The following is a 12,521-nucleotide window of genomic DNA, read 5'->3' as shown; positions in this document are numbered from 1 at the left end:
CAAGGTCCCCGCTGGGACCTGTGCCCCGTCGAGACAAGTGGAAGGCCCGCGGCACGATCGTCTCGCTCGCGCTGGTCCTGGCCGCCGGGGTGGTCAGTCCAGTCGCGGCCGCGGCTCAGAGCATGGGCGAACGCGTGAGCGCGTCGAGCGGCCCGGGCGGCGGAGACGATAAGTGCGAGGGCGTGTCGATCCTCGGCGACAGGGACCGTTGCAAGGGAGGGACGGGCCCGACGGGTGCGACCGGGGCGACGGGTGCCACCGGTCCCGCTGGTCCGACCGGCGCGACGGGTGCAACCGGCGCGACGGGACCGACCGGGGCGACCGGGCCCACGGTCAATGTCGGCGCGAGTATCTTCGCCACAAGCAACCAGACCATCCCGACCGGCGTCGTCACCCAGATCGCTTTCGACGGCGCCGACTACGACACGGACACGATGTTCGATGACGCGTCCGACACTCTGGTGGTCAACACTCCCGGGCGCTACCTCCTCAAGGGAAGGCTTCTCTGGAACTACACTCCGACTGCGGAGAGTTTCCGTGAGCTAATCATTCTGGTCAACGGCAGTATCTTCGCCTTCGACGAGCAGGACACCGCAGACATCAGTGACAATTTTGGAAATTCGCAGGAGGTGTCCACGATTGTTCAGCTGAATGCCGGTGACGTGATCTCCCTCATCGCCGTCCAGAACACCGGAAGCGACGCCACCTCGGTCGCCTTTTTGGGAGGCAAAGTCGCTGCTCCGCAGCTCCAGGCGGAGTGGGTCGCGCCGTAGACAGCGGCCTCGGCCGGTGGACTCTGTGACGGCCTGCCGGTCTGTCGGCAGGCCGTCACACTGAGCCTCTCAACTCGGCACCTGATCGAGTGACCCAGCGGATCGAGCTGGTGTGGGGTGCAACGAACGAGGCCTCCCGGCTATTGAGCAGTCGCGGACCGTTGGCGATCAAGCGGCCATGGCCATAGACCGCTCATACACGCTTCGGCCGCACGGTTACGGGCGAGCCGTACAGCAGCGAAGTACAGCAACCACAGCAACCGTCGCCGACCCACACCGACCCCCAGCGGCCGAGTAAACAGCGGAGACGACCTCAGTAACCGTTCAGCCCATAGTTCGCATCGAGGGGGTCTGGGGTTCAAATCCCCACAGGTCCACAACAACGACTGTTCTTGAGTCAGCTCAGGGAGAGTTCACGAGATCCCGTCCGATCACTTAGATCGGGCGGGATCTCGGCGTTTCCGGGGTCTGTTCGAGGTGGTGTCCGAACGCGGGCGGGGCCGGGGGCGGTTGCCTGGCAGACATTGGCCTGGGGTTCGGGGTGGTTCGGGTGCGTGGGAGGTGCCGGGGCCATCGCTGGACGCGCGCGTATCCGGTTCAACGTGCTGGGGTGTCAGGTATTCGTGCGGGCTGGCGGCCGAGCGGGTGCGGGAAGCCCGGTCGCGACCAGTGGCGTTGGAGCGGCCAGGTTGCTGCTGCAGATCATCAGGGCGAGCAGGATGGTCTGCGCGACGCGGCCGTGAGCGAGTCGCTTCCTGGGGTCGGCGATGTCGATGCCGTGCCCCTTCAGCCTGCCGTTGAGACCTTCGATGTTTGCCCGGCCCGGCCGGTAGGCGTTCTGCCAGCTGGGGTGAAGGTAATGCCGGCTCTGCCGGAACTTGTCGAGTTTTCCGAGGTCGCCGGGACGGACGGTGATGGTGGGCCGCTGGCAGATTCGCGGCAGTTCGTTCTCGGGCAGGGGGGCAGGCGTTCAGCGTGGGCCATCGGGACGGTGGGTTTGGCCGTGGTGTGTGCGGCGGTGGCCCGCCGGTTGGTGAGGTCCACGACGGCCGGCCGCGGGGCGGGGACGTGGTGGACTTGGTTGAAGCGGGGGCAGGCCACGGCAGGCGGCTCGCGGGCGGTGATCCGTTCGCGGAGTCGGGTGTTGTCGTCGATCTCGCGTACGGCTTTGTCGTCGAGCCCAGTGGTGGCGTTGGCGAGGACGGTGGGCATGGCGGGGCAGGCCAGGGATCCGTCAACGAGCAGGGCGCCTGGTACGTGCCCTGGATGCCGCGCTGTTCCTTCTTGTAGTCCAGGACGAGTTGGTAGCCGAGGCGGCGTGCGGGCTGGGCGAAATGAGGCAGTACATCACGGTCCGCTTCGACAAGCAGCCCTCCACCCTTGAGGAGTCGTATCTCGACGGGGTGGACAAGGCGGTCCAGCCGCTGCGGGCCGCCGGAGTGGATGTGGAGTACGGCGGTCCGCTGGGTGAGCTGGCCCGGCCCCCGGCCGACGACCGGACCAGTGAGGTGATCGGCTTCGCCGTGGCGATCGTGGTCCTGCTGGTCGGCTTCGGCAGTGTGCTCGCCGCCGGTGTGCCGCTGCTGACGGCGCTGATCAGCGTGATCTGCGGGCTTGCGCTGCTCGGGATGATCGCCGCCGTGTTCACCTTCGCGACGGTCTCACCCACGCTGGCCACCATGATCGGCCTCGGCGTTGGTATCGACTACGCGCTGTTCCTGATCACTCGGCACCGGCAGAACCTCATGGACGGCGCGGACCCGGTGAACGCGGCCGGCCAGGCGGTGGCCACCAGCGGACGGGCGGTGCTCGTCTCCGGATGCACGGTCATCATCGCCCTGGCCGGACTGTCCGTCTCCGGGGTCAGCTTCATCTCCAAACTCGGGGTGGCCGCCGCCGTCACCGTGGTCACGGCGGTCATCGGCGCGCTCACGCTGGTGCCCGCCCTGCTGGGGCTGATCGGCCGGCGGATCGACAAGTACCGGGTGCGCAAGCCGATCGCGGAGACGGACGCCCAGCCGGGTGAGGAGGCGCACGGAACCTGGCACCGGTACGCGCGGCGCGTCCAGCGCCGGCCGTGGCAGTTCCTGGCCGGCGGGGTGGCCGCCATCGCGGTGCTCGCCATCCCGCTGTTCTCCATCCAGCTCGGCCATATCGGGGACGGCGCCGACCCGAAGTCCTTCACCGACCGGCGGGCGTTCGACCTGATGTCCGAGGCCTTCGGGCCGGGCTCCAACGGGCCGATGACCCTCGTCATCGACCAGACGCCGGTGGCGGCGGCCGACCGGGCGGCGCTCTCCTCGCAGGCCCAGCAGGCGCTCACCAATGTGCCGGGAGCCGCCACGATCACGCCGCTGAAGCCGACTCAGGACGGGGACGTACTGGTCGCGACCGCCTATTCGCAGCAGGCGCCGCAGGACGAGGACACCACAAAGCTGGTCAACCGGCTGGTCGACGACATCCTGCCGCAGGCCGTCTCCGGCACCTCCGCCCACGGCTATGTGACCGGCACGACCGCCGCCCAGGTCGACTTCCTGGACATCGTCTCCAGTCGGCTGCCCCTGATCATCGCCGTGGTGGTCGCTCTCGCCTTCGTCATCATCCTGATCGTCTTCCGCGGAGTGCTGGTCGCGGTCAAGGCGGCGGTGCTCAACGTCCTTTCCATCGCGGCCTCGTACGGAGTCGTGGTGGCCGTCTTCCAGTGGGGCTGGGGCGGCCCGGCGCTGGGGGTGTCGGGCAAGGTGCCCGTGGAGAGCTATGTGCCGATGATGATGTTCGCGATCGTCTTCGGTCTGAGCATGGACTACGAGATCTTCCTGCTCTCCCGCGTTCATGAGGCGTGGCTGCGCACCGGCGACCCGAAGGCGAGCGTCGCGCACGCGCTGGAGATCACCGCGCTGGTGATCACCTGTGCTGCGCTGATCATGGTCAGCGTCTTCGCCGCCTTCATCATCAGCGACAGCATCGTGGTGAAGATGCTCGGGCTCGGCCTTGCCGTGAGCGTGCTGATCGACGCGACCGTGGTGCGGCTGCTGCTGGTGCCGGCGGTGATGACGCTGCTCGGCCGGGCCGCCTGGTGGACGCCGCGGTGGCTGGACCGGATCCTGCCCCACGTGGACACCGAGGGCGTGCACGAGACTGCGGCCGCGCCCCGGGGCGGCGGGGGCTGAGCGGCCCCCGCCGGCCCGAGTGGCTCCAAGTGGCTCAGGAGACCTGGGCCTTGTCGTAGACGGCCTTGGCCTCATTGCCGAAGTACGGCCCGAACATCCGGTTCGGCAGGAAGGTGTAGCCGAAGCTGTTCACCGAGGCCTGCAGACCGGTGCCGGTGGCCTCGCTGAACGAGGTGAACCAGGGGCCGCCGCTGGAGCCGCCCGTCATGTTGCAGCCCAGGCTGTGGTCCTTCGAGAACAGGAAGTCCTTCGAGGAGTTCCCGCTGCAGTAGATGAGCTTCGTGCCGTCGTACGGAGCGGCCGCGGGGAAGCCGAAGGCGTACATCGCCTTGTTGTAGCCGCCGTTGAAGCTCAGGCCCTGCGCGCCGACCGTCTCGGCGAGCTTCTTGCCGCCCAGCGGGGCGACGACGGCCGCGCCGACGTCGTAGTTGATGTCCTCGCTCGCCACCCACTGGTCGGTGGAGAAGGTCTTGGTGGCGGACCACTGGCCGTACGGCGCCTGGCCGTTGTTGTACGCGGGCACGAAGACCCAGTTGGTGTGCCAGCTGCCCTGGTACTTCACGCAGTGGCCCGCCGTGATCACGGTGCTGCCGTTCTGGCTGGTGACGGAGTTGCCGGAGCAGGAGGCCGTACGCCCCTGGAAGCTGAAGAACACCCGCCCGGACGTCTTGACCACGGCGCCGCCACCCGTCCACGGGCCGCCGGCCTGCGGGAACGCGGTGGGCGAGACGGCGGTGGGGGGTATGACGGTTTCCTTGCCGCCGCGCTTGGGAGTTCCCAGCGCCTTGAGACCGTCGCGGGTCAGTGGCAGCAGATCGAGCGGGGTGGCGTTGCGCATCCGCTCAGCGGTCCAGAAGCCCTGCGTCTGCTGCTGCTTGAAGACGGTGGGGGCGGGGGAGGGAGCGGGGGCGGCGCCGGCGGTGGTGGCCGACAGTGCGCCGACGAGCAGGGTGGCGACGGTCAACAGGATCCCGGCGGGGGTGCGATGGCGTCTCACGCATGTCTCCTTCTGCCGTGCCCGCGCGTGGTGTCGCGCGGGCAGGGTGGGGGATGAGCCGGTGCGGATCGGCGTGCGTGAGGCAGAGTGCCACGGGAAGCGCGTTTATGTCAGGGGCGCGACAAGAGCTTCGCGAAGCAGCGGCTGCTCTCGTACTCCCGGTAGTGGCCGAATTTCGAGCACGGCAGATAGCCGGCCGAGGTGTAGAGCCCGATCGCCTCGGGCTGCATGATGCCGGTCTCCAGCACCATCCGGGTACGGCCGGCGGCGCGGGCGTCATCCTCCAGGGCGGCCAGGATGCGACGGGCGAGGCCGAGGCCGCGCGCCTCGGGGACCACGTACATGCGCTTGAGCTCGGCGTCTCCGTCGGAGTAGCCCTCGGGGTTCGTGTCCTGCGAGCGCCAGCCGCCGGTCGCCACGGGCCGGCCCTGATCGTCGTACGCGAGGAGGTAGAGGCCGCGGGGCGGCAGGAACATCGAGGGGTCGAGCGGTGTGACATCGCCCTCGTCCTGGTACCGCTCGGCGTATTCGAGCTGGACCTGGTCGTTGAGTTTGACGGCGTCGGGGTGGTCGAACGGCGTGGCGCGGAAATTCATGGGCAGATCGTACGGGTATGCGAATGCGGGCTGCCGGTGCGGTGCTCGGTAGGGTGCCGGGATGCTCACCGTGACAACCGTGAATGTGAATGGACTCCGCGCCGCCGCCAAGAAGGGCTTCGTCGACTGGCTGGCCGGCACCGACGCCGACGCGATCTGCCTCCAGGAGGTCCGGGCCGAGGCTCACCAGCTCCCGGACGAGGTGCGCGAGCCGGACGGCTGGCACACGGTGCACGCCCCGGCCGCGGCGAAGGGGCGCGCGGGTGTCTCCCTCTACACGCGACGTGAGCCGGACGCGGTGCGCATCGGCTTCGGGTCGGCCGAGTTCGACGGAAGCGGGCGGTACGTCGAGGCTGACCTGCCGGGTGTCACCGTGGCGAGCCTGTATCTGCCCTCTGGCCAGGTGGGGACGGACCGCCAGGACGAGAAGATCCGGTTCATGGACGAGTTCCTGCCCTATCTGCGTGAACTGAAGGCCCGCGCGGCGGCGGACGGGCGCGAGGTGGTGGTGTGCGGCGACTGGAACATCGCGCACCAGGAGGCGGACCTCAAGAACTGGAAGGGCAACATGAAGAACTCCGGCTTCCTGCCCGAGGAGCGGGAGTGGCTGTCCCGGGTCTTCGACGAGGCCGAGTACGTGGACGTGGTGCGGGCACTGCACCCCGACAGGGAGGGGCCGTACTCGTGGTGGTCGTACCGCGGGCGGGCCTTCGACAACGACACGGGCTGGCGGATCGACTACCAGGTGGCGACGGCGGGCCTGGCGGGGCGCGCGGTGAAGGCGTGGGTGGAGCGGGCGGTGACGCACGGGGAACGGTGGAGCGACCATGCGCCGGTGACGGCAGTTTACGAGCTGTAGCCGGATTCGCCTTCGCGGCCGACTGCCGTACACCCATTCAACTCAACTGAAGAGACAGCGGACTTGATCGGTCGGAATGCGTCCGGCCGCGCTGGATTTTTGATCCACTTCGGTCAATTTCAGCTATGAGTCAACTGGCGTATACCCGTGCCGCGGCGATGTCGTACTACTGGGGCAGCTGATCGACAGCAGCCTTCGGGAGGTACGCCAAATGGCTGGTCACGCCACACACCGCTGGATCGTGGTCCTGGACATCGAGAACTTCAGTGTGCGCACCGATCCGGTTCAGCGATCAGTGCGTGCCGCGATGTACGAGACGCTCAAGAGCGCGATGGAGCGGTCAGGGCTGCCGGTCGAGGACATTGTGTACGAGGACCGGGGCGACGGCGTTCTGATGATCGCGCCGGGAACGGTCTCGCCGCTCCTGCTCGCGGGGCCGTTCATCCGTGAGCTCGACGACGAACTCGCCCAGAAAAGCGCGATGTTCAGCAAGGCGCACGCCCTCCGGTTCCGGGTGTCGCTGCATCAGGGGCTCGCCGTGCAGGACGCGGAGGGCTGGTCGGGCGACGCGGTCAACACCGCCTGCCGGCTGGTGGATGCCCAGCCGCTGCGCGATGTTCTGGTCGCCGCGCCCTCCGCCCGCATGGTGTTCGTCGTCTCGGACGAGACCTACCGCGGGGTGATCAGGCACGGTCATCGCGGTATCGACCCGGCTGCATATCTGCCGATGCGGTTCGCCACCAAGCACGGCGAGGTCGTCCACAGCTGGATCACCGTGCCCGGGTATCCCGCGCCGCCCGGCCTCCCGCCGGTCGGCGAGGACGACGGAGGCAATGGAGGCGGCGGTGGCAAGGGGGGCGGCGGTGGCGAGGGCGGCGGTGGCGAAGAGGGCGGCCCGGCGGACCCCGCGGCCCCCGTCGGCCCCGGCGGGCAGCAGGCGCCCGGTGGCGCGTACCGCCCGGTGACCTTCCACACCGGAACGGTCCAGGGAGACCAGTTCGCAGGTGACAAGACGGTCAACGTGAACACCACGGGGCCGGTGCGGCCGTGACCGCACCCGCGTCAGGAGCCCCGGCCGCCGGCGGCGCAGGGGGAAGCCCGCAGGCGGCCGGAACGGGGGGGTCGGCGGCGGGCGGGGCACCGGACAGCGCTCCGCCCGCCCCGGTCCAGGGGGCCGAAGGATCCGCCGCACCGTCGGGCGAACAACTGGACGGTGCGGCGGCCCAGCAGGAGGCGCCGCAGTCGGGCCCCGGAGCCGAGTCCTTCGAGGCCACCGGGCAGATGGGACAGGGATCGCTGCGCCACGGCCATCTGCAGAACGCGGTGGCGAACGTCGAGGGCGACATCGTGGGCGGCGACAAGTACGTGCTGCTCCTGGGCGGCACAAAGAAGCGGCTGCGCACCCTGTCGCCGCTGATCGAGGAGCGGGTGCGCTTCGCGTACCACCAGCCGCCCTGCTTCACCGCCGCGAGCGAGGCCCTGCGCAAGCAGGGCCTCCTGATCCTGCGTGGCGCGCCCGGGTACGGAAAGTCGGCCCTGGCCGTGCGTCTGCTGATGGGAGCCTGCCAGGGCGGCCCCGTGTACCACCTGGACAGCAATGTGGACTTCGCCTCGCTCGCCGAGCAGTTGGAGAGCGGCAGCGGCGGCATCGAGCAGGGCGTGGGCTTCCTGCTCGACCAGCCGGCCGACATCGGAAACCTGGACCGGGAGGTCTTCGAGAAGGTCCAGGGGGCGCTGTCCCGGGCCGGTGCCTGGATGGTGCTGACCGTGCCCAGTACCGAGGTGTCCGACAGCGAACTGCTCAGCGGCGTACTGGATGTGAGTGAGGAACCGGACCAGCAGGCCGTCGTCCGCGCCCATGTCCGCTGGCGGCTGGGGGAACGCGCCGCCGGCCGACTGCTGGCCAGGCCCGATGTGTACGACCTCCTCGCGGAGCTGCTCGCGGGCGACCCCGCCTGTCGGCAGGCCGGTGAACTGGCCGCCGCGCTCTGCGAGGAGTACGAGTCGGGGGAGCTGAGCCCGGAGCGCCTCAGGGAGCGCCGGGCGCGCATGGAGGCCGAGGACTTCGAGATCTGGGCCGAGAACCTGCCCGACACGGCCGCCCGCAGCCTGGCGCTGGCGCTCGCGGTGCTGAACGGGCTGCCCCAGGAGTACGTCGCGCGGGCGGCACGCGCTCTGCGGGACCGGCTGGAGGACGACGCGCCGTACATCAGGGCCGCAGGGCCCGACGGTCGTCTGCCACAGCCCAGGGACCTGTTCGCGGTGCCGCGGCGCAGACAGCTGACCCTGCTGCGGGCCCGTGCGGTGCCCAAGTCCCAGGGTGAGCCCGGCGAGGTGCTGGAGTACAAGGATCCCGACTATCCGCGCCTGGTCATCCGGCACGCCTGGACCCAGTACGAGATCCAGGAGGAACTGCTCGACTGGCTGGGCGAGTTGGTCATGGACCCCTCGGAAGAGGTCCGTGTGTACGCGGCCGCCGGTCTGGGCGTGCTCGCCGCCGACTCCTTCGGCTATGTGTCCGGCCGGATCCTGCAGCGATGGGCGTACAGCGACAGCGCGTACCGCCGTGCTGCCGTGGCCTATGCCCTCTCCGTCGGCTGCCGTGACGCCTGGGTCCGGGACCAGGCCGCGGCCATGGTGGAGGCATGGCTCGCCGACCGCAGTCGGCCGCTGGGACAGGCGACGGCTGCCCGCGTCCATGGTCTCGGCGCGGTGACGGACCGTGCGGTGGAGGAGATCGGGCGGCTGGCCGTGGTCGGCAACGTGACCGTGGCGGTGGCGGCCGGATGCAGCCTGGCCGACCTGCTGGCGGACGACTTCGAGCTGGCGGCATCCGTACTGAACATGCTCCATGAGCAGGCGGCGGACTACCGGGCGCGCCCCACGGCTCTGCTGTCCTTCCTGATCCTCGCGGCCCAGCTCGTCATCGAGACCGAGGAGCGGGGCATGGGCGGACAGGTGCCCGGCAGGCCGGCGCTGCTGTACCTGGCCCACCGGAAGCCGGAGTTGCAGGAGCCGTTCATCAGGCTCTGGCGTGCGGCGCTGAACCAGGCCTTCTTCGACGACGAGGCGGAGCAGGTGATCCGGAACTGGGCGGCGCTGGCCGAGCGCGACCCGCAGCTGCGCGAGATGTTCCGCTTGATGATCGGCGCGATCGCCTACGGGGACGAGCGCTCGGGCCGGATCCTGCGGCGGTGCGCCGACGACTGGACGCACCCGGACAACCTGGCGCCGCTGCCGCTGGCCGCCGCCACCGTTCATGCCCAGCTCGACCTGGAGAAGGTGCCGTGACCGTCTCGCTGATTCTCAATGACCGCCCGATCCCGCGCAGCCAGGTTGGCGCGCTCCCGAACCTTCCCCCGAGCGTGGCGATCGTCTATCCGGTCGAAGGCGCTCCGTGGGAGGTCGAGACCGTCCGTACGCGCAGCCAGCGGTGGTTCGGCAAGAACCGGGCGTGCTACGCCGTCGACCTCAGTGACCACAGGCGCTCCGCCAAGCTCACTGAAACCCCGCTGACTTGCGAGGACGGCGGACATCGCTTCGAGGCGAAGATCGATGTCGGATTCCGGGTCCATGACCCGGTGCGGCTGGTGCGCGGCAACGTCCAGGACGCCCTTTCCGTGATCTACGGCTATCTGACGCATCAAATGCGCCTCTACGCGGCCGAGTTCCCCATCACCGAGGCGATGGCCGCCCAGACGCGCATGAACCGGGCCTTCGCCCAGGACATCCTGCTCGCCGAAGGCATCACCATCTACCACTGCACCATCCAGCTGGAACCGGACGCCGCCTCGCGCGAATTCATCCGCCGGCTCAGGCAGGCGGAACGGGAAGACGCACTGGGGCTGCACTCGAACAAGGCGGCCGTGGGACAGGCCTGGCACACCGAGTCGATCAAGGACATCGAGCATCAGGCGCGGATCGCCCGTGAGGAGCAGGAGCGCAAGGTGATGGCGGGCGTCCAGCTCGACTTCGCGGGTCTGGTCCGGGAACACCTGACCAAGCACCCCAATGACACCCACGAGGCCATGGGCCTGCTGATGCGGCTCGAGGAATCCCGGCTCGGCCAGGTGGAGATCCAGGAGCAGCGCCATGTGGAGATGGTCAAGTATCTGATCGACAAGGGCGTGGTCAGGGACGTCGACCTGCCGGGTGTACGCAACGGGGTGCTGGGAGCGGGCGGCCCGGAAGCGGGGGTGGCGGGTGTCCTGCCGCACTCGGGGCAGGCGCCCTCGTCCGGTCCCGCGCCTGCCATCGGCCCGGGCCATGCGGTTCCGGCGCACGGCCATCCGGCCGCGGCGCAGGGCGGCGGCGCGCCGTCGGCGATCCCGCAGTCCCGGTCCGCCCCCGTCCGTACGTGGGGCGACGCCGGCGCACAGCCCGCCGCCGGAGCGCCGGTCACAGGTCTGGTGCCGGTCTATGTGGTCCTCGACGCCTCGGCGGCCGCGGCCGGCTGCGCGACCGAACTGGCCAACGCCCTGCGGTCGGTGCAGACCCTGCTGGCCAACAGTCCGGACGTGGCGGCCGCGGTACGGCTCTCCGTGCTGTCGTACGCGGACACGGCCGAAGTGCTGCTGCCGCTCACCGAGGTGACCTGGCAGACGGGCATCCCCGACCTGCGCGGCGGGCCGGGCTGCCGGTATGCGCCGGCCTTCCGGAGACTGCTGGACCTGGTGCCGCTGGAGACGGAACGGCTCAAGCAGCAGGTGGCCCGGGTGCTCAGGCCCGTGGTTTTCCTCCTCGCCGTGGGAGAGGCCGAGGACACGCCCCAATGGGGCGATGTGCGGGCGGAGTTGATGCATCACAAGTACCACCCGCACCTGGTGGCCTGCGGTATCGGGGAGGTCGGGGAACGCACCGTCGAACGCCTTGCCAGCCGGCCCGAACTCGGCGTCGTGGCGGCTCCCGGGGCCGATCTCGCCCAGTCGGCTGTGCAGTTCTCCGTACTCCTGCAGAACACCGTGCTGCATCTCGGGCGGAGTGCCCTGGGGGGCGGAATGGAGCTCCGCCTGGACTGCCCGCAGGGCCTGACTCCCGTCAAGAACGTTCAGTAGAAAGGAAACACGCATGGCCGAGACACTCGGGCAGCTGCTGCCGGTGTACGTACTGGCGGACGAGTCCTATTCGATGGCTTCTCAAGTCAACGACCTCAACGCCGGGATGAAATCGCTGCACATGGCCCTGCTCGGTGAGCCGATGGCAGCGGCCAAGGTGCGGTTCTCCGTGCTGGGCTTCTCCAACACCGTCACGGAACACCTGATCCTGGCGGACCTCAGAGGTGAGAGCGAGCTGCCCCGGCTCTCGGCCGGCGGCGGGACCAGCTACGAGGCGGCCTTCAGCGCGCTGCTCCAGCGCGTGCCCAACGATGTGAGCAGCCTCAAGAGCCAGGGTTACCGGGTGCACCGTCCCGCGGTGTTCTTCCTCAGCGACGGACAGCCCAATCCGAATGAGAACTGGACGGAGGTGCACCGCAGACTCACCGACCGCAACGTCACCAGCGCGGCGCCCAACGTCATCGCCTTCGGCATCGGAGAAGCCGAGGCCGAGACCATCCTCAACGTCGCCACGCAGTCGGAGTTCGCCTTCATCTCCCTGCCCGGGTCGCAACTCGGTGATTCCATCGCCAAGTTCTTCACCGCGCTCACCAAGAGCGTCGTGGAGTCGGGCAACGCGATGGCCTCGGGCCAGGCGGAGCTGGTCGTGGAGAAGCCCGAGGGCTTCCGGCTCGCGATCGACGAGGTGTGACGGTGGAGCTCTTCGGGAGGAAGGGGCGGTCCAAGGACCCGGAGGAGCCCGCCGCGTCCGGTGAGCCTTCCGCGCCGGTGCCGCCCCCTGGCCCCCCTCCGCCAGTGCCACCTGCCCGGCACGCTGACGGGCAGCATCAGCAGCCCCCTCGTCAGGCGGGGGGTGGGTACGTGCAGCAGCAGTATCTGGAGCCGGGTTACGCGCGGCCTCCGCAACCGCAGCCGCCACCGCCGCAGCACCCGCATCAGCCTTCGCAGCAGCACCCGCAGGAGGCCCTGCCGCGGCCGCAGCCTCAGCAGCAACGACCGCAGCAGCAACACCCGCAGCACGCGCAACCACCGCAGCAGCAACGACCGCGGCACGCTCAACCACCGCAGCAGC

General features: G+C 69.5%; 10 protein-coding genes. 8 read left to right on the top strand and 2 right to left on the bottom strand.

Annotated elements, in window-relative coordinates; all coding sequences use genetic code 11:
• Nucleotides 1-122: 122 nt before the first annotated feature.
• The 3 genes from ACZ3H8_RS29685 to ACZ3H8_RS29675 all read left to right on the top strand — a co-directional run bounded on the left by ACZ3H8_RS29685 (nucleotide 123) and on the right by ACZ3H8_RS29675 (nucleotide 3,943).
• Nucleotides 123-773 carry a hypothetical protein gene (locus ACZ3H8_RS29685; RefSeq protein ID WP_467407135.1) on the top strand — a complete coding sequence of 217 codons (651 nt, stop codon included), beginning with the start codon at nucleotides 123-125 and terminating at the stop codon, nucleotides 771-773.
• Nucleotides 774-1,844: 1,071 nt separating this feature from the next.
• Nucleotides 1,845-2,063, top strand: a complete 219-nt coding sequence (locus tag ACZ3H8_RS29680) for a hypothetical protein (RefSeq protein ID WP_467407134.1) — start codon at nucleotides 1,845-1,847, stop codon at nucleotides 2,061-2,063.
• Nucleotides 2,064-2,074: 11 nt separating this feature from the next.
• Nucleotides 2,075-3,943 (top strand): MMPL family transporter, encoded by a 1,869-nt coding sequence (locus tag ACZ3H8_RS29675; protein WP_467407131.1) that lies wholly within the window; start codon nucleotides 2,075-2,077, stop codon nucleotides 3,941-3,943.
• Between the two features lie 34 nt (nucleotides 3,944-3,977).
• Here the strand turns inward: ACZ3H8_RS29675 and ACZ3H8_RS29670 are convergent, their stop codons facing one another.
• Nucleotides 3,978-4,940: a trypsin-like serine peptidase gene (locus tag ACZ3H8_RS29670; RefSeq protein WP_467407129.1), complete on the bottom strand. Its 963-nt coding sequence runs from the start codon at nucleotides 4,938-4,940 to the stop codon at nucleotides 3,978-3,980.
• Nucleotides 4,941-5,050: 110 nt separating this feature from the next.
• The gene (locus ACZ3H8_RS29665) at nucleotides 5,051-5,536 is read right to left on the bottom strand and encodes a GNAT family N-acetyltransferase (protein ID WP_467407127.1); all 486 of its coding nucleotides are present in this window, start codon (nucleotides 5,534-5,536) and stop codon (nucleotides 5,051-5,053) included.
• A gap of 61 nt (nucleotides 5,537-5,597) precedes the next feature.
• Here ACZ3H8_RS29665 and ACZ3H8_RS29660 point away from each other — a divergent pair, with 61 nt between their 5' ends.
• The 5 genes from ACZ3H8_RS29660 (at nucleotide 5,598) to ACZ3H8_RS29640 (ending at nucleotide 12,140) form a co-directional block, all read left to right on the top strand.
• Nucleotides 5,598-6,395 (top strand): exodeoxyribonuclease III, encoded by a 798-nt coding sequence (locus tag ACZ3H8_RS29660; protein WP_467407125.1) that lies wholly within the window; start codon nucleotides 5,598-5,600, stop codon nucleotides 6,393-6,395.
• Between the two features lie 211 nt (nucleotides 6,396-6,606).
• A complete protein-coding gene (locus tag ACZ3H8_RS29655) occupies nucleotides 6,607-7,446 on the top strand; it encodes a nucleotidyl cyclase domain-containing protein (RefSeq protein ID WP_467407123.1) in 840 nt (279 codons plus the stop codon).
• Nucleotides 7,443-9,686: a hypothetical protein gene (locus tag ACZ3H8_RS29650; RefSeq protein ID WP_467407120.1), complete on the top strand. Its 2,244-nt coding sequence runs from the start codon at nucleotides 7,443-7,445 to the stop codon at nucleotides 9,684-9,686. The genes ACZ3H8_RS29655 and ACZ3H8_RS29650 overlap by 4 nt, the downstream gene beginning before the upstream one ends.
• The gene (locus ACZ3H8_RS29645) at nucleotides 9,683-11,449 is read left to right on the top strand and encodes a vWA domain-containing protein (protein WP_467407118.1); all 1,767 of its coding nucleotides are present in this window, start codon (nucleotides 9,683-9,685) and stop codon (nucleotides 11,447-11,449) included. Before ACZ3H8_RS29650 ends, ACZ3H8_RS29645 begins: the two co-directional genes overlap by 4 nt.
• Nucleotides 11,450-11,462: 13 nt before the next feature.
• Complete coding sequence (locus tag ACZ3H8_RS29640) at nucleotides 11,463-12,140, top strand: vWA domain-containing protein (RefSeq protein WP_467407116.1); 678 nt, start codon at nucleotides 11,463-11,465, stop codon at nucleotides 12,138-12,140.
• Nucleotides 12,141-12,521 lie beyond the last annotated feature (381 nt).

The organism is Streptomyces sp. NPDC002868, from assembly GCF_055563295.1.
The sequence above is the reverse complement of the archived record's forward strand: the minus strand, read 5'-3'. Positions and strand labels throughout refer to the sequence as shown.